Source organism: Pseudoduganella sp. R-43 (genome assembly GCF_049913255.1).
Lineage (GTDB): Bacteria > Pseudomonadota > Gammaproteobacteria > Burkholderiales > Burkholderiaceae_D > Rugamonas.
Genome location: NZ_CP183988.1, coordinates 5,245,010 through 5,266,141, shown reverse-complemented (window position 1 = coordinate 5,266,141; position 21,132 = coordinate 5,245,010). Strand labels below are relative to the sequence as shown.

Below are 21,132 nucleotides of genomic sequence, written 5' to 3'. Positions count from 1 at the left end.
TTGTAGGGCCATCCGGCTTCACCTAAGAGATTGAACTGTGGGGGCTGCCCCTGTTACACTCGCGAGAGAACCCAATTTATTGCCGAGCGTTAAATTTGACAATGTTTTGGCAATTTGAAACGTAATGGAGAAGCAGGAATTATGACCGACGCCGCTGATGATTTCGATGCATTATTTGAGGAAGTATCCGCGCAACGGGCCAATGCGCCTGCACCTGCTCCAGCGCCGGCTCCGGCCGCTGCGGCATCCGAGTCGGGCGATTCTGATGACCTGGAAAGCCTGTTTGATTCCGTAGCAGCGTCCAGCAAAACGGCAGCCCCTGCCGCAGCGCCGGCAGCGGCCCCGGCCCCGGCGGGCGAGGCGCCCGCGGAAGGCGGCGAGCACGCCGAGGGCATGTTCGAGCGCCTGGGCGGCATTGTGCGCCTGCTGCACGACTCGCTGCGTGAACTGGGCTACGACAAGGCCCTGACTGAAGCGTCGACCCAGATCGTGGACGCGCAGGACCGCCTGGAATATGTCGCCTCGCTGACCGAGCAGGCTGCCAACAAGGTCTTGAATACCCTGGACGACGGCATGCCGGCGCAGGAAGTACTGTCCAAGCAGGCCAAGGAAATGGAAGACCGCTGGGCCGACCTGTTCGCAGGCAAGCTGAGCATTGAGGACTTCAAGGCCCTGGCGGGCGATTCGCGCGCTTTTGCCAGCAAGGTAGCGCAAGCAACGGAGGCGGAGAAAGCCCGCCTGCTGGAAATCATGATGGCCCAGGACTTCCAGGACATCACCGGCCAGTTGATCAAGAAGGTCGTCGCCATCACCAAGAAGGTCGAATCCGAACTGGCGCAACTGTTGAAGGACAATGCGCCGGCCGATGTGCGCGAGAAGATTGCGCAGAAAGAGGTGTCGCTGATGTCGGGTCCATCCGTCCCATCGGAAGCCCTGAATCAGGACAGCGTCGATGACCTGCTTGCCGACCTGGGGTTCTAATGGACGATATGCTCAAGGAGTTCGTTGTCGAGGCCATGGACCTGGCCGTCAACGTCGAAGAGCACTTGCTGCGCCTCGAACGTGACCCCGACAACAAGGAAACGCTGAACGCAGTTTTCCGCTCGTTCCACACCATCAAGGGCGGCGCGGGCTTCATGAACCTGGGGGCGCTGGTGTCGGCCTGCCACCTGACCGAGAACCTGTTCGATGCGCTGCGCACCGGCGCTGCGCCGGTCACGCCGCTGTCGATCGAAGCGGCGCTGCAGGCTTCCGGCTTCGTGGCCGACCAGCTGACCGACCTGAATAACGGCACCGCGCCGGACCAGCTGGCGCCGATGCCGGCCGACCTGGAAGCGATCCTGAAAGATGCGATCGAGGGCAAGGCCAGCTCCGCTGCGGGCAAGGCCAAGCCGGCCGCCGCGCCGGTTGCCGCCGCTCCCGCGGCTGCCCCTGCCGCCGCCGCACCGGGCGCTGCGCCAGCTGCCGCGCCGTCGGCCGATGGCCTTGACTGGGAAGGCATGTACGAAGCCGTGGTGCCACCCGGTACTTACGTGCGGCCTGCTGTCGATGCGCGTGCCGAAGGCGTGGCTGCGGCCCACGCCGCAGCCGGCGCGCCGGCCGCCACGCCCGCTGCGGCGCCGGAAGTGCGCGAACGTCCGGCCGGCGAAGCCAAGCCGACCAGCGCGCCGGCCAAGGAAGAATCGATCCGTATCGACGCCGTCAAGCTCGACGCGCTGCTCGAAGTGGCCGGCGAGTCGGTGCAGGCCGCCAACCAGGCAGCCGTGCTGCTGGAGCGCCTGCAGCAATTCAAATTCGAAGGCCAGGCTGCGACCCTGATGTCGGCCCTGACCGAGACGCTGGAACGCGCTTCGCGCTATTCCACCGAACTGCAGCGCGCCACGCTGGCGACCCGCATGCAGCCGGTCGGCCGCCTGTTCCAGAAATTCCCGCGCCTGGTGCGCGAACTGGCGAAGGACCTGGGCAAGGAAGTCGAGCTGACCATCGAAGGCGCGGAAACCGAGGTGGACCGCGTAGTGGTGGACAGCCTGTACGACCCGCTGGTGCACATGCTGCGCAACGCGCTGGACCACGGCGTGGAAGCGCCTGACGCCCGCATGGCCATCGGCAAGCCGCCGAAAGCCTACATCTCCCTGAAGGCGTGGCAGGAGGCCAACTCCGTCATGATCGTGCTGCAGGACGACGGCAAGGGCATGGACCCGGTGGCGCTGCGCCGCAAGGCAGCGGAAAAGGGGCTGATCTCGCCAAGCGCCAACCTGTCGGACGACGAGTCCTACCAGCTGGTGTTCCTGCCGGGCTTTTCGACCAAGGAAGTGGCGTCCTCAGTGTCCGGCCGCGGCGTCGGCATGGACGTGGTCAAGACCGCCGTGGAAAAGAACCGCGGCGCCATCCACATCGAATCGCAACTGGGCAAGGGCACCAAGTTCGCCATCCGCCTGCCGATCGAGCTGTCGATCGTGCCGACCATGCTGGTCTCCACCTCGGGCGCGCTGCTGGCGCTGCCGATGGCGGTGGTCGAGCGCGTGGTCGAACTGCCGGAAGTATTCATGGAAGTGGGCGGCGCGCCAGTCCTCAAGGACCAGGGCCGTCCGCTGCCGGTGCGTTCGCTGGCCGGTGCGCTGGGCTACGAGCCGTGCTCGGAGCGCGTGGGCATCGTCATCAACTCGCCGCAGCCATACATCCTGGCCGTAGCGGCCGTGGACGGCACTGCCGACCTGGTCATCAAACCGATGACCGCGCTGTCGGTGGACGGCATTACCGGTACCGCGCGTTCCGCGGAGGGCGACCTGGTCCTAGTGGTTGGCCTATCGTTCCTGATGGACGGTTGCAGGGGAAGTGTACGAATGGCGGCCTAAAGCCTCCTTCGAAAAATAAAGAAAACACAAGCCTGCAGCCTCCCAAAAAGGGGCTGCGGGCTTTTTTTATTTGGCGCCATCGCTCGAAATCTACGTTGGATTGCTCACAAGGCGGAAAACAGCCGGGTTTTGCATTGCACAAAATATGGCATAATCAAACGGATCACCTATTACGGCAGCATCATGAAAACGCTTTACGACAAACTCTGGGAATCCCACGTAGTACGCACTGAGGAAGACGGCACCGCCCTCCTGTACATCGACCGCCACCTGGTCCACGAAGTGACCAGCCCGCAGGCATTCGACGGCTTGCGCGACGCCGGCCGCCAGCCATGGCGCCTGTCGGCCAACCTGGCCGTGGCCGACCATAACGTTCCGACCACGGACCGTTCGCACGGCATCGAAGACCCGGTCTCGCGCCTGCAGGTGGAAACCCTGGACAAGAACACCAGGTCGGTCGGCATGACCTATTTCAACATGAACGACAAGCGCCAGGGCATCGTGCACGTGATCGGCCCGGAGCAGGGCGCGACCCTGCCGGGCATGACCGTGGTGTGCGGCGACTCGCACACGTCGACCCACGGCGCGTTCGGCGCGCTGGCGCACGGCATCGGCACCTCGGAAGTGGAGCACGTGCTGGCGACCCAGACCCTGCTGGCCAAGAAGTCCAAGTCCATGCTGGTGCAGGTCGACGGCGTGCTGCCGGCCGGCGTGACCGCCAAGGACATCGTGCTGGCCGTGATCGGCAAGATCGGCACTGCTGGCGGCACCGGCTATGCGATCGAATTCGCCGGCTCGGCGATCCGCTCGCTCTCGATGGAAGGCCGCATGACGGTCTGCAACATGGCAATCGAGGCGGGCGCGCGCGCCGGCATGGTCGCTGTCGACGAGACCACCATCAACTACGTCAAGGGCCGTCCTTATTCGCCGGTAGGTCCGCAATGGGAACAGGCGGTGGCCTATTGGCGCACCCTGCATTCCGACCCGGGCGCCAAGTTCGACTTCGTGGTGACGCTGGATGCGGCCCAGATCCTGCCGCAGGTGACCTGGGGCACTTCGCCGGAGCAGGTGACTTCAATCGACGGCCGCGTACCCGATCCTGACCAGGAAAAAGACCCGGTCAAGCGCGACGCCATGGAAAAGGCCCTGGTGTACATGAACCTGACGCCTAACACCCGCATCGAAGACATCCGCATCGACAAGGTGTTCATCGGCTCCTGCACCAACTCGCGCATCGAAGACCTGCGTGCCGCCGCTGCTGTCGTGCGCGGCAAGCAGCGCGCCTCCAACGTGAAGCTGGCGATGGTGGTGCCGGGTTCCGGCCTGGTGAAAGAGCAGGCCGAACGTGAAGGCCTGGATGCGATCTTCAAGGCCGCCGGCTTTGAGTGGCGCGAGCCGGGTTGCTCAATGTGCCTGGCCATGAACGCCGACCGCCTCGATCCGGGCGAGCGCTGCGCGTCCACTTCCAATCGTAACTTTGAAGGCCGTCAAGGCCAGGGCGGACGCACCCACCTGGTGTCTCCCGCCATGGCGGCGGCTGCCGGTATCGCCGGCCATTTTGTGGATGTTCGATCCATCCGCTAACCATAATCTGCCAGAGACACATCATGAAGAAACTATTCGCCATCGCCATTGCTATCACCGCCTTCGCCCTGACCGGTTGCAATACCGTTGCAGGCTTCGGCAAGGATGTCCAGAAAGTCGGCCAGAAAATGGAAGGCGCGGGCAGTAAATAACCGCCGCACTGCGGGCTGCGCCAAGCATGCCGGCCCGCTGTCGCCACCTCGTTGAGAATCATGGAAAAATTTACCGTCTACGAAGGTCTAGTTGCACCCCTTGACCGCGCCAACGTCGATACCGACGCGATCATCCCGAAACAATTCCTGAAGTCGATCCATCGCACCGGCTTCGGCCCCAACCTGTTTGACGAGTGGCGCTACCTGGACCACGGCGAACCGGGCATGGACAACAGCAAACGCCCGCTCAACCCGGACTTCGTGCTGAACCAGCCGCGCTACCAGGGCGCCTCGATTCTTTTGACCCGCAAGAACTTCGGCTGCGGCTCCTCGCGCGAACACGCGCCGTGGGCGCTCGACCAGTACGGTTTCCGCGCCATCCTCGCGCCAAGCTTTGCGGACATCTTCTTCAACAACTGCTTCAAGAACGGCCTGCTGCCGGTCGTCCTCACTGAAGCGCAGATCGATCATCTGTTCAACGAAGTCAAGGCCTTCCCGGGTTACCGCCTGGTAGTGGACCTTGAACAGCAGCGTGTCGGCACCAGCAACGGCTCCGTCTCCTATCCCTTCGAGATCGACGCCTTCCGCAAGTACTGCCTGATGAATGGTCTCGACGATATCGGCCTGACCCTGCGCCACGCCGACGAGATCCGCGCGTTCGAGGAGCGCCGTCTTGCCAGCCAGCCCTGGCTGGCCAACGTTATCTAACAGAAGATCGAATAATGAAAATCGCAATCCTGCCGGGCGATGGCATCGGCCCGGAAATCGTCAGCCAGGCCGTCAAGGTCCTGAACGCGCTCGACGAAAAGTTTGAGATGGAAACCGCGCCGGTCGGCGGCGCCGGCTATGAAGCCAAGGGCCACCCGCTGCCGGAAGACACCCTGGCGCTGGCCAAGGCGGCCGACGCCGTGCTGTTCGGCGCCGTCGGCGACTGGAAGTACGACACGCTGGAGCGTCCGCTGCGCCCGGAGCAGGCAATCCTCGGCCTGCGCAAGAACCTCGGCCTGTTCGGCAACCTGCGTCCTGCCATCCTGTACCCTGAACTGGCCGGCGCTTCGACGCTCAAGCCAGAAGTGGTGTCGGGCCTGGATATCCTGATCGTGCGCGAACTGACCGGCGACATCTACTTCGGCCAGCCGCGCGGCGTGCGCGAATGCCCGGACGGCCCGTTCAAGGGCCAGCGCGAAGGCTTCGACACCATGCGCTATGCGGAAGGCGAGATCCGCCGCATCGCCCACGTGGCGTTCCAGGCGGCGCAAAAGCGCGCCAAGCGCCTGACTTCGGTCGACAAGGCCAACGTGCTGGAGACCTTCCAGTTCTGGAAGGACATCGTCACCGACGTGCACAAGGAATACCCGGACGTGGCGCTGGACCATATGTACGTCGACAACGCCGCCATGCAGCTGGTGCGCGCGCCGAAGAAATTCGACGTCATCGTCACCGGCAATATGTTCGGCGACATCCTCTCAGACGCCGCGGCCATGCTGACCGGCTCGATCGGCATGCTGCCATCGGCTTCGCTGGACGCCAACAACAAGGGCCTGTACGAACCATCGCACGGCTCGGCTCCCGATATCGCGGGCAAGGACGTTGCCAACCCGCTGGCCACGATCCTGTCGGCTGCCATGATGCTGCGCTACTCCCTGAATCGCGCGGAGCAGGCCGACCGCATCGAAAACGCAGTCAAGAAGGTGCTGGCCCAGGGCCTGCGCACGCCTGACATCTACGAAGAGGGCACCAACAAGGTGGGCACCGGGCAGATGGGCGATGCGGTGGTGGCGGCGCTCTAGAACCGGTAAACCAGTGTCCGACCCGCAGGGTCAGACACCGGGTTCCGGTTTAGAATTGAAACGAATTAACCCCAAAGGAAAGCAAAATGAAACTCGTAGGTCTGGTTGGTTGGCGCGGCATGGTCGGTTCGGTCCTGATGCAGCGCATGCAGGAAGAGGGCGACTTTGCCCATATCGAGCCGGTATTCTTCTCCACTTCGAACACCGGCGGCGCTGCGCCGAAGATGGCGAAGAACGAGACTACCCTGAAGGACGCCACCAACATCGACGAACTGAAACGCTGCGAGATCATCATCTCCTGCCAGGGCGGCGACTACACCACCGAGGTATTCCCGAAGCTGCGCGCAGCGGGCTGGAACGGCTACTGGATCGACGCCGCGTCGACCCTGCGCATGGACAAGGACGCTGTGATCGTGCTCGATCCGGTCAACCTGAACGTGATCAAGGACGCGATGGCCAAGGGCGTGAAGAACTTCATCGGCGGCAACTGCACCGTGTCCTGCATGCTGATGGGCCTGGGCGGCCTGTTCAAGCAGGACCTGGTGGAGTGGATGACCTCCATGACCTACCAGGCGGCATCGGGTGGCGGCGCCCAGCATATGCGCGAGCTGCTGACCCAGTACGGCACCATCAACGCCTCCGTCAAGCACCTGCTGGACAACCCGGCTTCCGCCATCCTGGAAATCGACAAGCAGGTGCTGGCCACCCAGCACGGCCTGTCGCCGGAAGAAACCAAGCAGTTCGGCGTGCCGCTGGGCGGCAACCTGATCCCATGGATCGACAAGGACCTGGGCAACGGCCAGTCGAAGGAAGAGTGGAAGGGCGGCGCCGAGACCAACAAGATCCTGGGTCGCGGCGAAGGCTTCTCCGCCTCCGCGATCCCGGTCGACGGCCTGTGCGTGCGCATCGGCGCCATGCGCTGCCACAGCCAGGCGCTGACCATCAAGCTGCGCAAGGATGTGCCGCTGGACGAGATCAACGACATCATCGCCAAGGACAACCAGTGGGTGAAGTTCGTGCCGAACACCCGCGAGGCGTCGGTCAAGGAACTGACCCCGGCCGCCGTCACCGGCAGCCTGACGATCCCGGTCGGCCGCGTGCGCAAGATGTCGATGGGCGGCGACTACCTGTCGGCCTTCACGGTGGGCGACCAGCTGCTGTGGGGCGCGGCCGAGCCGCTGCGCCGCATGCTGCGCATCGTATTGGATAAATAAACTGTTATTAATCAGCTAATAACTACTGAATAATAAACAAGTTAAACAGTATTTTCTAAAAGCCGGATTTCAAAGGAAATTCCGGCTTTTTCTTTGGGCGAAGGAATATTTTCGGCATGAACGAAACAGAATAGTTCCTTTAAAGGAAGAATAGTGGGACAATGCTTGCATGCTCCAAAGCATGATGTTATGTTGAGACCTCTGGAAAAGTAACTTTGTTTCCACGTTAACCATTTTTCGTCGCTCACTATGCCTGTTCAAAAACCTTCCAAGGTCGCTTCGTTCGCGTTGAAAACACTGACCGCTGCCATGCTCAGCGGTGCAGTGCTCGCACCTATTTCCGTCAACGCAGCAGGCCTTGGCAAGCTCACTGTGCTCTCCTCGCTGGGGCAGCCGCTGCGCGCCGAAATCGAATTGACTGCCGTTACCCCTGAAGAAGCATCCGAACTGGTGGCCAAGCTGGCCTCGGTGGATGCCTTCCGTGCCGCCAATATCGACTTCAATTCGGCATTGCTCAGCCTGCGCTTCGAGGTCGAAGCCCGTGGCTCGCGCCAATTTATCCGCATTACTTCGTCCCAGCCGATCAACGAGCCTTTCGTTGACATGCTGCTGGAATTGACCTGGACTAACGGTCGCCTGGTACGCGAGTACACCTTCCTGCTGGACCCGGCCGACCTGCGCACGACCAATTCGGCGCAAGTGGCGGCGCAGCGTTCGCGTCCTGCCGCCAAGCCGGCAGCAGCCCCTGCGGCCGCGCCTGCTGCTGCAGCACAGGCCCAAGCAGCTGCGCCAAGCGCCGCGCCGTCGGCAGCGGCCGCCCCGTCGCGTGCACCGGAGCCGGCCGCTGCGCCGCGCGCCGCTGCCGCCCAGGACGGTGCCGCTGACAGCTATCAAGTCAAGAAGGGCGATACGCTGGGCAAGATCGCCGGCCGCCTGAAACCGGCCGACGTGTCGCTGGACATGATGCTGGTTGCGCTGTACCGCGCCAATCCGGATGCGTTCAACGGCTCCAACATGAACCGCCTGAAGTCCGGCACCATCCTGTCCGTGCCGGATGCCGGCACCGTCAAGGGCACCAGCCAGGGCGAAGCCCACGGCGTGGTGGTGGCGCATGCTGCCGACTTCAACGCCTACCGCTCCAAGCTGGCAGGCCAGGTGGCTGCGGCGACTCCGTCCAAGGAAGCGGAATCCCAGCAAAGCCAGACCGGCAAGATCACCGCCCAGGTCAAGGAACGCCCGACTGCCGTCACCGAGTCGAAAGACCAGCTGAAACTGTCCAAGGCAGGCGAAACTTCCAGCAAGCCAGGCAAGACCGGCGCGGTGGAAGACAAGATCGCCAAGGACCGCCAGATGGCGGACGCCAGCGCCCGCGTGAAGGAGCTGGAAAAGAACGTCAACAATCTCGAGAAGCTGATGGAGGTGAAGAGCAAGGCAGCCGCCAGCGCGCAAGCGAAGGCCAGCGCGCCGGCACCCGCTCCAGCCCCTGCGCCGGCGGCCGCGGCACCGGCTGCCAGCCCGGCTGTCAAGCTGTCCGAACCGACGCCTGCGCCTGCTGCATCCGCTCCAGCCCCGGCTCCAGTTCCAGCAGCTACGGCACCGGCTCCGGAAGCCTCGGCGCCGGCGGAAGCCGCACCAGAGAAGCCAGCCAAGCCGAAGCGTTCCGTAGCTGCGCCTCCTCCTGCGAAGGTCGAGCCGGGCCTGGTCGACATGATCATGGAGAACATTAAGGTGATCGGCGCCGGCGTTGCTGCGCTGCTGGGCATCGCAGCGCTGATGGTGGTCCGCCGCCGCAAAGCTGCCGAAGAACTGGCGCTGCCGAATACGGAAGCAGCCAGCGTGCTGGGCGATCCTGGCACCACCGCGCACTCGCTGTTCGCCGAAACCGGCGGCCAGAGCGTGGACACCAGCAACAGCGTGTTCAACTCCAACTTCGCACCTTCGGCCAGCCAGCTCGATACCAATGAAGTCGATCCGGTGGCGGAAGCCGATGTGTACATCGCTTACGGCCGCGATGCCCAGGCAGAGGAAATCCTGAAGGAGGCGCTGCGCGTCCATCCGGAACGCCACCCAGTGCGCCTGAAGCTGCTGGAAATCTATGCCGGCCGCAAGGATGCACGTTCCTTCGAAACCCAGGCCAGCGAGCTGTACTCGATGACCAAGGGCGTGGGCGATGAGTGGGCGCAAGCTGCTGCGCTGGGTGTCAGCATCGATCCTGACAATCCACTGTACGTCAGTGCAGCGCAAGCCAAGGCCGCTGCCGGCATGGGCGGCGCCGCCGCTGCCGCCGGTGCAGCCCCTTTCGTAGCCAGCGAGTCGAATGAGCTCAACGACTTCGCTGCGATGTTTGCTGAGCCCGCTGCACCAGCCAAAACTGCTGCCGATGGCCTGGACCTGGACCTGAGCCAGGACGCCGCACCGGCTGCTGCCAGCGTGATGGACTTTGACCTGGACCGCGACGCAGGTGCGCTGCCGTCCCTGGCTGAAGAATCCAAACCAAGCCCGAAAGCTGCCGACAGCAACACCCTGGACTTCGACCTCGGTGGCCTGAGCTTCGACGAGCCTGCACCTGCGGTGCCAGTCGTGGCTGAAGCTGCGCCGGCGCCTGTCCCGGCTGCGGAAGAAGTACAGGACCTGTCTTTCGACCTGGGCCTGGATACCCCGGCTGCCAAGGTGGAAACGGTGGAAGCAGCCCCAGTGCCTGATGCGATGGCCGATATCGGCATGGACTTCAACCTGGACCTGCCAAGCGAGTCCAAGCCGGCGGCACCGGCAGCCGATCCGCTGGCAGACCTGAGCAGCATGGACTTTTCGCTGCCTGCGGCAAGCGCGCCAGCAGCAGCGCCGGTGGAAGAAGCACCGCTGTCGGTGGCCGACTTTGCGCTGGACCTGCCAATGGAAGCCGCACCTGCCGCGGCACCGGCGCCGGCAGCAGCGGACTTCGACCTGTCCGGCATCGACCTTGATCTCGGCGGCGCGGCCCAAGTGGCCGAGGCACCGAAGAACGAGGAAGAAATGTCCGCCCTCCACATGGAAATGGACACCAAGCTGGACCTGGCTGTGGCTTACCAGGAAATCGGCGACAAGGAAGGCGCCCGCGAGCTGCTGGATGAAGTGATCCGCGGCGGCAGCGACGACCAGGTCTCCCGTGCTTCGGCAATGCGCGCCCAGCTCGGCTAATCCCTGATTCGCCGTATAATGCCCGGTCACAGATCAATCTGACCGGGCATTTTTTATTTTGAAACGCATTGCATTAGGGGTTCAGTACAACGGCGCCGACTGGCTTGGCTACCAGATCCAGCCGCACGGCCAGACCGTGCAGAACAAGCTGGAGGAAGCCATCGAGCGTTTCGCCTGCGTCAGGCTGGGCACAACCTGCGCCGGCCGCACCGACGCCGGCGTGCACGCCTTGAACCAGGTGGTGCATTTCGACACCGAACTCGATCGCGCCGAACACGCCTGGGTGCGCGGCATCAATGCCTTCCTGCCCGAATCGATCGGCGTGCGCTGGGCGCGCTACCTGCCGGAAGCGCCGACGCCGGAGCAGGAATTCCATTCGCGCTTCAGCGCCCGGTCCCGTACTTATCATTACCTGCTGTACAACCACCAGGTGCGTTCGCCGCTGCTGGCAGGCCGCGCCGGCTTCACCCACTGGAAGCTGGACGTGGAGCGCATGCGCGAAGCCGTCAAGCCGCTGATCGGCACCCACGACTTCACGGCCTTCCGCGCCTCCATGTGCCAGGCCAAAACGCCGGTCAAGGAAATGCAGATGATCGAGATCGAGCGCCACGGCGACATGATCCTGTTCACGCTGCGCGCCAACGCCTTCCTGCACCATATGGTGCGCAACCTGGTCGGCTCGCTGGTCTACGTTGGCCAGGGACGGGAAAATACCGACTGGATGGGAGAACTGCTGGAAGGGAAGGACCGCACCAAGGCGGCGCCGACCTTCATGCCGGACGGCCTGTACCTGTCCCGGATCGAATACGACGCAAAATGGGGCTTGCCGTACGAGGAGCCCAGCATCCTGCCTGCTTTCTGAGGAAATTCATCCATGCCACGCACGCGCATCAAGATCTGCGGCCTGACCCGCGAAGAAGACGTCCAGGCAGCCGTCGCTGCAGGCGCCGATGCGGTGGGTTTTGTGTTTTACGAGAAGAGCCCGCGCTACGTGGCGCCGGCCCGCGCGGCCGAGTTGATTACGCTGCTGCCGCCCTTCGTGACGCCGGTCGGCCTGTTCGTCAATCACACGGCGCAGCAGGTGGCCGACACGGTGGCAGTCGCGCCAGTGTCACTTTTGCAATTCCATGGCGACGAAACCGCGGAGCAATGCGCGCAAGCGGCGCGTGCGGCGGGCAGGGCATTTGTGCGTGTCTTCCGCGTCAAACCCGACACAAGCGGCGCTGAGCTGCTAGAATATGAGCGACTTTGCCGCGCATCCAGTGGCTTGTTCTCGGGCCTCCTGCTCGACACCTTCGTGGATGCATATGGCGGCGCAGGAAAGGTTTTCGATTGGTCCCTAATCCCAAAAGATCTCGCGCATCGGGCCGTTTTGAGTGGTGGCTTGAGCGTGCAAAATGTGACTGGCGCAGTGGCCAGCGTTCGCCCTTACGCGGTTGACGTCTCAAGTGGCGTCGAGCGCGCCAAGGGTATCAAAGATGCTCGCCTGATCGCGGACTTCATCCGCGGCGTGCGGGCAGCAGATGCCACTATTGAGAAAGATCCGCACCATGAAAACCCCGGTTGATGCGCCTCCTGCGCACCTGTTCCACGCCTCGTCTTACCACCTGCCTGATGCCACCGGCCATTTCGGCCCTTACGGCGGCTCCTTCGTTGCCGAAACCCTGAGCTACGCGCTGGCCGAGCTGCGCGAAGCCTATGACCGCTACAGCAAGGACGAACTGTTCCTTGAAGAGTTCCGCTATGAGCTGAAGCACTTCGTCGGCCGTCCATCGCCTGTGTATCACGCCAAGCGCTGGTCCGAGCAACTGGGCGGCGCGCAAATCTTCTTCAAGCGCGAAGACCTGAACCACACCGGCGCGCACAAGATCAACAACGTGATCGGCCAGGCCTTGTTGGCCAAGCGCATGGGCAAGCCGCGCATCATCGCCGAAACCGGCGCCGGCCAGCACGGCGTTGCCACTGCCACCATCTGCGCGCGCTTCGGCCTGGAATGCGTGGTGTACATGGGCAGCGAGGACGTGAAACGCCAGGCGCAGAACGTGTATCGCATGAAGCTCCTGGGCGCGACCGTGGTGCCGGTGGAATCCGGCTCCAAGACCCTGAAAGATGCGCTAAACGAGGCGATGCGCGACTGGGTCACCAATATTGAAAACACTTTCTACATCATCGGCACGGTGGCGGGTCCGCATCCGTATCCGATGATGGTGCGCGATTTCCAGTCCGTGATCGGCGAGGAATGCCTGCAGCAGATGCCCGAGATGACCGGGCGCCAGCCGGACTATGTGGTGGCCTGCATCGGCGGCGGTTCGAATGCGATGGGTATTTTCTATCCTTATATCGACCAGGCTGCGACGGCGCTGGTGGGCGTGGAGGCGGCAGGCGAGGGGCTGGACACCGGCAAGCACGCTGCTTCGCTGACGGCCGGCTATCCGGGCGTTTTGCACGGCAACCGCACTTACCTGCTGCAGGACGAGGGCGGGCAGATTATCGAGACGCACTCGGTGTCGGCGGGCCTGGATTATCCGGGCGTGGGCCCTGAGCACTCCTACCTGAAGGATTCGGGACGTGCGCAGTATGTGTCGATCACCGATGATGAGGCGCTGCAGGCTTTCCATGATTGCTGCCATATCGAGGGGATCATTCCTGCGCTGGAGTCTTCGCATGCGCTGGCCTATGCGGCCAAGCTGGCGGCGACACTGACGAAGGACAAGATCATCCTGGCCAACCTGTCGGGCCGGGGGGACAAGGATATGCACACCGTCGCCCAGCGCGCCGGCCTGCAGTTCTAAAACCGGTAAACCGGTGCCTGACCCGCAGGGTCAGGCACCTGGCCAGCGACCGCCGCGTACCAGTGTCTGACCCCGTGGGTCAGACACTGCCTTACCGGTTTGAAAGGAAAAAACATGACTCGTATCGCACAAACCTTCGCCGCCCTGAAAGCGCAAAACAAGAAAGCCCTGGTCACCTTCATCACCGCAGGCGACCCGCAGCCCGGCAAAACCGTGGAACTGATGCACGCCCTGGTCGAGGGCGGCGCCGACATTCTCGAACTCGGCATCCCATTCTCCGACCCGATGGCCGAAGGTCCCGTGATCCAGCGCGCCTGCGAGCGTGCGCTGGCCAACGGCGTCGGCATCCGCGACTGCTTCGACTTCGTGCGCGAATTCCGCAAAACCAACACGACCACCCCAGTCGTCCTGATGGGCTACGCCAACCCGATCGAGCGCCTCGGCGCCGACGCCTACATCGACGCCAGCCGCGCCGCCGGTGCCGATGGCGCGATCGTGGTCGACTACCCCCCGGAAGAGTGCGAGGAATTCGCCGCCAAGATGCGCGCGGCCGGGCAGGACCTGATCTTCCTGCTGGCCCCGACGTCGACCGAGCAGCGCGTGCAGCAAGTGGCGCGCGTCGGCAGCGGTTTCACGTACTATGTGTCGCTGAAGGGCGTCACCGGCGCCGGCCATATCGATACCGAAGACGTGGCGCGCCGGCTGGACATGATCCGCAAGCACGTCCAGCTGCCGTTGGGCGTCGGTTTCGGCATCCGCGACGGCGCCACGGCCAAGGCTGTGGCTTCGGTGGCCGATGCGGTGGTGATCGGCAGCCGCATCATCCAGGAAATCGAAGCGGCCGGCCCGGAAAATGCTGCAAAATCAGTACGATCGTTCGTTTCCGGCATTCGCCAGGCACTCGACGAAAACCGTTGATTTGAGAGCAATGTTCTGCCTGTTTTGTTCGACAGGACAGGCAGAACCGGCTACACTTCCGGCCTAAGTTAGTGCAAGAGGAGAAATTTATGAGCTGGTTGGAAAAATTGCTGCCACCGCGCATCCAGCGCTCGGAAGCTGCCGCTCGCAAGACAATGCCTGAAGGCCTGTGGGTGAAATGCCCATCCTGCGAGGCAGTGCTGTACCGTACCGACCTCGAGTCGAACCTGCACGTCTGCCCCAAGTGCGACCACCACATGCGTATCCGCGCCCGCGAGCGCCTGGATGCACTGCTGGACGCCGGCGGCCGTTATGAAATCGGCCAGGAGACCCTGCCGGTCGATACGCTGAAGTTCAAGGACAGCAAGAAATACCCTGATCGCCTGAAGCAGGCGATGGAAGCCACCGGTGAAACCGACGCCCTGATCGCGATGGGCGGCTCGATCATGAGCCTGCCGGTTGTGGTGGCTTGCTTCGAATTCGAATTCATGGGCGGCTCCATGGGTTCCGTGGTGGGCGAACGCTTTGCCCGCGCGGCCCAGGTGGCGCTGGAGCAGAAGGTGCCGTTCATCTGCGTGACCGCCACCGGCGGCGCACGTATGCAGGAAGGCCTGCTGTCGCTGATGCAGATGGCAAAAACCACTGCCATGCTGACCAAGCTGGCCGAGAAGAAGCTGCCGTTCATCTCCGTGCTGACCGACCCGACCATGGGCGGCGTGTCGGCATCGTTCGCCTTCATGGGCGACGTGGTGATGGCCGAGCCGAAGGCGCTGATCGGCTTTGCCGGCCCGCGCGTGATCGAGAATACCGTGCGTGAAAAGCTGCCGGAAGGCTTCCAGCGTTCCGAGTTCCTGCTGACCAAGGGCGCGATCGACATGATCGTGGACCGCCGCCAGATGCGCGAAGAAATCGCACGCCTGCTGGCGCTGATGCAGAACCAGGCCGCGGAAGTGCTGGCCTAAGCTTTACGTCGAGTTTTAAGTATCACCGGCGCGCGCAGCCTCCTGCGCTGCGCGCCCAAAAATCCCTCCCTGGCGACAATGTCCAATCTCCCGAATACCCTCCCTGAATGGCTTGCGCTGATCGAGTCGCGCCATGCCGAAACCGTCATCAATATGGGCCTGGACCGCGTGCGCGCCGTCAAGGAACGCATGGCGCTTGCCTTCAAGTGCCCGGTCATCATGGTGGCCGGCACCAACGGCAAGGGCTCGACCTGCGCCATGCTGGAATCGATCCTGCTGCAAGGCGGCTACCGTGTCGGCCTGTACATCAAGCCGCACTTCCTGCACTTCAATGAGCGTGCGCGCCTGAACGGCAACATGGCCAGCGACGAACAGCTGGTGGAGAGCTTCAATTTCGTGGAACGGGCGCGCGGCGATATTTCGCTGACCTATTTCGAGTTCACCACGCTGGCCATCATGCACCTGATGTCGCAGGCGACGCTGGACGTGGTCATCCTGGAAGTTGGCCTGGGCGGCCGCCTGGATGCGGTCAATGTGATCGATGCCGACGTGTCGATCGTGACCAGCGTCGATATCGACCACGTCGATTACCTGGGCGGTACGCGTGAACAGATCGGCTTTGAAAAGGCCGGCATCTTCCGCACCGGCAAGGCAGCGATCTGCAGCGACCCGGTGCCGCCGCAGTCCCTGATCGACCACGCCATGGAAATCGGCGCTGACCTCTGGCTGATGGGCCGCGATTTCAATTATGCGGGCGACAAGCAGCAGTGGAACTACGGCGGCCGGTCGCAGCGCCGCAATTCGCTGGCCTATCCCGGCCTGCGCGGCGCCAACCAGTTGCTGAACGCCTGCGCGGCGCTGGCGGCCCTGGAGGCGCTGAAGATGGAGCTGCCGGTTGGCGCGCAGGAGGTGCGTACCGGGCTAGTGATGGTAGAGCTGCCGGGCCGCTTCCAGGTGCTGCCAGGCCGTCCGACGGTGATCTACGACGTGGCGCACAACCCGCACGCGGCGGCGGCGCTGGCGCAGAACGTAGGCAATATGGGCTTCAGCCCATTTACCTTCGCGGTGTTCGGTTCCATGCACGACAAGGATATCGATGGCGTCATCAAGGCCATGGCGCCATGCGTGGACCATTGGTGCCTTACCAATTTGCCATCGCCGCGCGCAGCCACCGCTTCCGAGCTGGCTGCCAAGGTGCAGCTAATTGAGCCGAAAATGGACGAAAAAACCGTCAATATTTTCGATGATCCAGGCCAGGCATTCGCAAATGCGATGAGCAGGGCAGGCGAGAATGATAGAATTGTGGTCTTTGGATCATTTCTGACTGTCGCCGGCGTCATGGCGGCGAAAAAATCCTCACTCCACTGAGAACATTCCGCATGGGCTTGTTATCGAAATTTGGCAAAAACAAGCAAGATGCTGCTGGTGAAGACAGCGGCTACTACCGCGCGCAGGACGACAGGGCCCTGGACGAAAAGGCCCGTTCCAAGCGCGCATCCAGCGCTGGCGCCGACGCGGCGCCGCGCCGCAATTCCAGCAAAAATTCCCCCGATCCGGTCCTGCCGGAGAAGAAACGCGCCCGCCGTCGCCTGGTAGGCGCGATCGCGCTGGCGCTGGCCGTTGCCATCGGCCTGCCGATGCTGCTCGACTCGGAGCCGAAATCATCGGTGTCCGATATCGCCATCAGCATGCCGTCGAAGGACAAGCCGGGCGAACCGCTGAATGGCGGCCCTGCCGTGGCGCCTGCGCTCGAGCAGCCTGCCCAGGCGCCAGCTCCGGCGGCCAACAAGCCAGTCTCCGCGTCGCCATCGACGCGTACCGTGGCTCCTGTTGCCGCAGCGGGCGCGTCGCTGGATAAAGGCGAAGAGATTGTCCACGTGCCGACCAAGCCGGCCGTGACCGAAACTCCGAAGCCGCCAAAAGCGGCCGAACCGAAAGCGACCGAGCAGAAAGTCGCCAAGGCCGAGGTGAAGCATCCCGAACCGAAGCCTGAACCAAAGAAACCGGAACCTAAACAGGAAGCCAAGCCTGCCCACACTGACGATGCGCGCGCCATGGCTATCCTGGAAGGCAAGCCAGCCGAAGCAGCGCCTTCGACCAAATACGTGGTCAAGGTCGCCGCCTTCGCGACCAAAGACAAAGTGGACGAGCTGCAGCGCAAGCTTGGCGAAGCCGGCATCAAGTCCTATGCGCAGAAAGTCAACACCGCCAACGGCGAATTGACCAGCGTGCGAGTCGGTCCATTCCCGAACAAGGAAGAGGCCGAAAAGGTCAAAGCCAAGCTGGGCAAACTGGGCCTTAGCGGCAACGTGACCCCGGCCTGACTGACGATTTGAGGCTGCGCTGACGTGACGATTTTCGATTACCTGGTTATTTTCGTGCTGATCGCATCCATCGTCATCAGTACCATGCGCGGCCTGGTCAAGGAAGTATTGTCGCTGGCTGGCTGGATCGTTGCCTTCGTCATCGCCAACGCTTACGGTCCATGGCTCGCGCCCATGCTGCCGGAAGCCCTGCCGGGCGAGGTGGTGCGCCTGATCGTTGCCTTCATTGCGCTGTTTATCGGAGTGCTCATCCTCATGGCCTTGTTGACCATGGCAATCAATGCGCTGATCGAAGCCGGCGGCCTGTCGTTCGCCGACCGCGGCCTGGGAGCCCTGTTCGGGCTCGGCCGGGGCATTGTGATTGTGCTGGCCGGCGTCATATTGTGTGGGATGACCTCCATGCCCAAGCAGGAATTCTGGAAAGGCGCGCTGTTGAGTCCCATGGCGGAATCCGGCGTGCGTACCGTGAAACCATTCCTGCCCGCCGCGATGGCGGAGCATGTCCATTTTTAGAATTCTTTAAATCCGCAGCACCAAGTTTAGGAGCACACCATGTGTGGCATCGTCGGCGTCGTATCCCACCAACCAGTCAACCAGATGCTGTATGACGCGCTGCTGCTGTTGCAGCACCGCGGCCAGGATGCGGCAGGCATCGCAACCAACCAAAGCAACACGTTCTCGATGCACAAGGCCAATGGCCTGGTGCGCGACGTGTTCCGTACCCGTAATATGCGTTCGCTGAACGGCAATTCCGGTATCGGCCACTGCCGCTACCCGACCGCCGGTTCCTCCAGCGAAGAAGAAGCGCAGCCGTTCTACGTCAACGCGCCGTTCGGCATCACGCTGGCGCACAACGGCAACCTGACCAACTGGGAACAGCTCAAGGACGAGATGTTCAAGAACGACCGCCGCCACATCAACACCGATTCCGATTCGGAAGTGCTGTTGAACGTGCTGGCGCACGAGATCCAGAAAGCCTCCACGGACGTCACCCTGACCCCGGCCAACATCTTCCAGGCAGTGACGGTGCTGATCAAGCGCGTGCGCGGCGGCTATGCCGCGGTGGCGCAGATCGCAGGCAGCGGCATGCTGGCCTTCCGCGACCCGAACGGCATCCGCCCGCTGTGCCTGGGGGCGAACGAAACCGCCGACGGCACCGAATACATGATCGCATCCGAATCCGTCGCGCTGGAAGGCATGGGCTTCCGCTTCGTGCGCGACGTGTTGCCGGGTGAAGCGATCTTCATCGACAACGACAACCAGCTGCATGCGCAGATCTGCGCCGCTGCGCCAAAACTGAATCCATGCGTGTTCGAATATGTCTACCTGGCGCGTCCCGACTCAGTGATTGACGGCGCCTCGGTCTACAACACCCGCCTGAAGATGGGCGAATACCTGGCCGACAAGATCAAGCGCGAAGGCCTGGCCGAAGGCGTGGACGTCGTGATGCCTATCCCTGACTCTTCGCGTCCTGCCGCGATCCAGCTGGCGATGCGCCTGGGTGTGGATTACCGCGAAGGCTTCATCAAGAACCGCTACATCGGCCGCACCTTCATCATGCCGGGCCAGGCAATGCGCAAGAAATCCGTGCGCCAGAAGCTGAACGCCATCGGCGACGAATTCAAGGACAAGGTCGTGCTGCTGGTGGACGACTCCATCGTGCGTGGCACCACCTCACGCGAGATCGTGCAAATGGCGCGCGAAGCCGGCGCCAAGAAAGTGATCTTCGCCTCCGCCGCACCGCCAGTGCTGTACCCGAACGTGTACGGCATCGACATGCCGACCCGCGACGAACTGATCGCCCACGGCCGCACGCTGGACGAAATCTGCAAGGAAATCACCGCCGACGCGCTGGTCTATCAGGACCTGGAAGATCTGAAGAAATCGATCGCCGACGTGAACCCGGCGTTGACCGAGTTCGAGGCCTCCTGCTTCGACGGCAAGTACATCACCGGCGACGTGTCGGCCGAGTACCTGGACCGCATCGAACAGGCGCGCCACAACCCGACCAAGGCCAAGGTTGCCGAAGACGCGGCACGCACGCAACTGAACCTGAACACTGCTACGACGGAATCCTGATGAAGAACTACGGCTTCACGACGACCATCCTGCACAACGACCGCCAGAAAGGCATCGAACACGGCTCCCTGCATAAGCCGATCCATACCTCGGTGACGTTCGGCTACGCCGACGCGCGCCAGCTGGCGTCGGTGTTCCAGGGCAAGGAGCCGGGCTTCCGCTACGGCCGCCAGGGCAACCCGACGGTTGCCGCGCTGGAGGACAAGGTCAGCAAGATGGAGCAGGGCGTGGGCACGATCTGCTTTGCCACGGGCATGGGCGCCATCGGCGCCGTGTTCCAGGCGCTGCTGCGTGCCGGCGACCATGTCGTGTCGTCGTCGTTCCTGTTCGGGAATACCAACTCGCTGTGGCAGACCGTGGCGGGGCAGGGCGTGGGCGTGGACTTTGTCGACGCCACCGACGTGGCAAACGTAGCCGCGGCGCTGAAGCCAGAAACCCGCATGGTGTTCGTGGAGACCATCGCCAACCCGCGCACCCAGATCGCCGACCTCAAACGCATCGGTGAACTGTGTGCCGCGCGCGGTATCCTGTACATCGTCGACAACACGATGACGTCGCCCTACCTGTTCCGGCCGAAGGACGTGGGCGCGGGCCTGGTGGTGAATGCGCTGACCAAATCCATCGGCGGCCATGGCAACGCTCTGGGCGGCGCGCTGACCGACACCGGCGCTTACGACTGGACCAGGTTCCCGAATATCTTCGAGAACTACAAGAAAAATCCAGCGGTGCAGTGGGGCCTGGTGCAAATCCGCGCCAAGGCGCTGCGCGATTTCGGCGCATCGCTGGCGCCGGAAGCTGCACACCATATCGCCGTCGGCGCCGAAACGCTGGCACTGCGCATGGACCGCACGTCGGCCAACGCGCGCGCCTTGGCCGAAATGCTGGAAGCCGAAGAGCGCGTGGCAGCCGTGTACTACCCGGGCCTCAAATCGCACCCGCAGCATGGCATCGCAGCGGAGCTGTTCAAGGACTTCGGCTCGTTGCTGAGCTTCGAGCTGAAGGAGGGCATCGACTGCTTCGACTACCTCAACAAGCTGAAGCTCGCGATCCCGACTTCCAACCTCGGCGACACGCGTACGCTGGTGATCCCGGTCTCGCACACCATCTTCTACGAGATGGGCCCCGAACGCCGCGCTTCGATGGGTATCGCCGAGAGCCTGATTCGCGTCTCCGTCGGCATCGAAGATACCGCCGACCTGATCGCCGACTTCAAGAACGCATTGGATTAAGAGACGAAAGTCGGGGTCAGGTCTGGCAATCCGCCACGTTTTTCGCCATGCGAAAA

18 protein-coding genes are annotated in these 21,132 nt (G+C 63.0%); all 18 read left to right on the top strand.

From position 1 onward, the window contains the following. Nucleotides 1–141: 141 nt before the first annotated feature. The 18 genes from ACN9M3_RS23960 to ACN9M3_RS23875 all read left to right on the top strand — a co-directional run bounded on the left by ACN9M3_RS23960 (nucleotide 142) and on the right by ACN9M3_RS23875 (nucleotide 21,076). Nucleotides 142–981: a protein phosphatase CheZ gene (locus ACN9M3_RS23960; RefSeq protein WP_426318827.1), complete on the top strand. Its 840-nt coding sequence runs from the start codon at nucleotides 142–144 to the stop codon at nucleotides 979–981. Beyond that, nucleotides 981–2,855, top strand: a complete 1,875-nt coding sequence (locus tag ACN9M3_RS23955; protein ID WP_426163418.1) for a chemotaxis protein CheA — start codon at nucleotides 981–983, stop codon at nucleotides 2,853–2,855. The genes ACN9M3_RS23960 and ACN9M3_RS23955 overlap by 1 nt, the downstream gene beginning before the upstream one ends. Nucleotides 2,856–3,035: 180 nt before the next feature. Next, the gene (leuC, locus tag ACN9M3_RS23950) at nucleotides 3,036–4,439 is read left to right on the top strand and encodes a 3-isopropylmalate dehydratase large subunit (RefSeq protein WP_426172286.1); all 1,404 of its coding nucleotides are present in this window, start codon (nucleotides 3,036–3,038) and stop codon (nucleotides 4,437–4,439) included. A 23-nt stretch (nucleotides 4,440–4,462) separates the two neighbouring features. Further along, complete coding sequence (locus tag ACN9M3_RS23945) at nucleotides 4,463–4,591, top strand: entericidin A/B family lipoprotein (RefSeq protein ID WP_057259662.1); 129 nt, start codon at nucleotides 4,463–4,465, stop codon at nucleotides 4,589–4,591. A gap of 60 nt (nucleotides 4,592–4,651) precedes the next feature. After that, nucleotides 4,652–5,299 carry a 3-isopropylmalate dehydratase small subunit gene (gene leuD, locus ACN9M3_RS23940; RefSeq protein ID WP_426163415.1) on the top strand — a complete coding sequence of 216 codons (648 nt, stop codon included), beginning with the start codon at nucleotides 4,652–4,654 and terminating at the stop codon, nucleotides 5,297–5,299. Between the two features lie 14 nt (nucleotides 5,300–5,313). After that, nucleotides 5,314–6,381, top strand: coding sequence for a 3-isopropylmalate dehydrogenase (gene leuB, locus ACN9M3_RS23935; RefSeq protein WP_426318826.1), 1,068 nt, complete (start codon nucleotides 5,314–5,316; stop codon nucleotides 6,379–6,381). Between the two features lie 86 nt (nucleotides 6,382–6,467). Then, entirely contained in the window at nucleotides 6,468–7,595 is a 1,128-nt protein-coding gene (gene asd / locus ACN9M3_RS23930; RefSeq protein ID WP_426163411.1) for an aspartate-semialdehyde dehydrogenase, read from the top strand. A 249-nt stretch (nucleotides 7,596–7,844) separates the two neighbouring features. Beyond that, nucleotides 7,845–10,772 carry a FimV/HubP family polar landmark protein gene (locus tag ACN9M3_RS23925; RefSeq protein ID WP_426318825.1) on the top strand — a complete coding sequence of 976 codons (2,928 nt, stop codon included), beginning with the start codon at nucleotides 7,845–7,847 and terminating at the stop codon, nucleotides 10,770–10,772. Between the two features lie 58 nt (nucleotides 10,773–10,830). Further along, nucleotides 10,831–11,634: a tRNA pseudouridine(38-40) synthase TruA gene (gene truA / locus ACN9M3_RS23920; RefSeq protein ID WP_426163405.1), complete on the top strand. Its 804-nt coding sequence runs from the start codon at nucleotides 10,831–10,833 to the stop codon at nucleotides 11,632–11,634. Between the two features lie 12 nt (nucleotides 11,635–11,646). Continuing rightward, a complete protein-coding gene (locus ACN9M3_RS23915) occupies nucleotides 11,647–12,339 on the top strand; it encodes a phosphoribosylanthranilate isomerase (protein ID WP_426318824.1) in 693 nt (230 codons plus the stop codon). Beyond that, nucleotides 12,323–13,564, top strand: coding sequence for a tryptophan synthase subunit beta (trpB, locus tag ACN9M3_RS23910; RefSeq protein ID WP_426163401.1), 1,242 nt, complete (start codon nucleotides 12,323–12,325; stop codon nucleotides 13,562–13,564). The genes ACN9M3_RS23915 and trpB overlap by 17 nt, the downstream gene beginning before the upstream one ends. Nucleotides 13,565–13,678: 114 nt before the next feature. Continuing rightward, nucleotides 13,679–14,482 (top strand): tryptophan synthase subunit alpha, encoded by an 804-nt coding sequence (gene trpA, locus ACN9M3_RS23905; protein ID WP_426163398.1) that lies wholly within the window; start codon nucleotides 13,679–13,681, stop codon nucleotides 14,480–14,482. A gap of 89 nt (nucleotides 14,483–14,571) precedes the next feature. Then, on the top strand, nucleotides 14,572–15,444 hold the full coding sequence (accD, locus tag ACN9M3_RS23900; protein WP_090439030.1) for an acetyl-CoA carboxylase, carboxyltransferase subunit beta: 873 nt from the start codon (nucleotides 14,572–14,574) through the stop codon (nucleotides 15,442–15,444). 78 nt (nucleotides 15,445–15,522) lie between these two features. Beyond that, on the top strand, nucleotides 15,523–16,812 hold the full coding sequence (gene folC / locus ACN9M3_RS23895) for a bifunctional tetrahydrofolate synthase/dihydrofolate synthase (protein WP_426318823.1): 1,290 nt from the start codon (nucleotides 15,523–15,525) through the stop codon (nucleotides 16,810–16,812). Nucleotides 16,813–16,823: 11 nt separating this feature from the next. Then, complete coding sequence (locus ACN9M3_RS23890; protein ID WP_426318822.1) at nucleotides 16,824–17,768, top strand: SPOR domain-containing protein; 945 nt, start codon at nucleotides 16,824–16,826, stop codon at nucleotides 17,766–17,768. Between the two features lie 24 nt (nucleotides 17,769–17,792). Beyond that, nucleotides 17,793–18,281 (top strand): CvpA family protein, encoded by a 489-nt coding sequence (locus ACN9M3_RS23885; RefSeq protein WP_426318821.1) that lies wholly within the window; start codon nucleotides 17,793–17,795, stop codon nucleotides 18,279–18,281. Between the two features lie 39 nt (nucleotides 18,282–18,320). Further along, entirely contained in the window at nucleotides 18,321–19,847 is a 1,527-nt protein-coding gene (purF, locus tag ACN9M3_RS23880; protein WP_426163389.1) for an amidophosphoribosyltransferase, read from the top strand. Continuing rightward, a complete protein-coding gene (locus ACN9M3_RS23875; RefSeq protein WP_426318820.1) occupies nucleotides 19,847–21,076 on the top strand; it encodes a cystathionine gamma-synthase family protein in 1,230 nt (409 codons plus the stop codon). The genes purF and ACN9M3_RS23875 overlap by 1 nt, the downstream gene beginning before the upstream one ends. The last annotated feature ends 56 nt before the right edge of the window (nucleotides 21,077–21,132 follow it).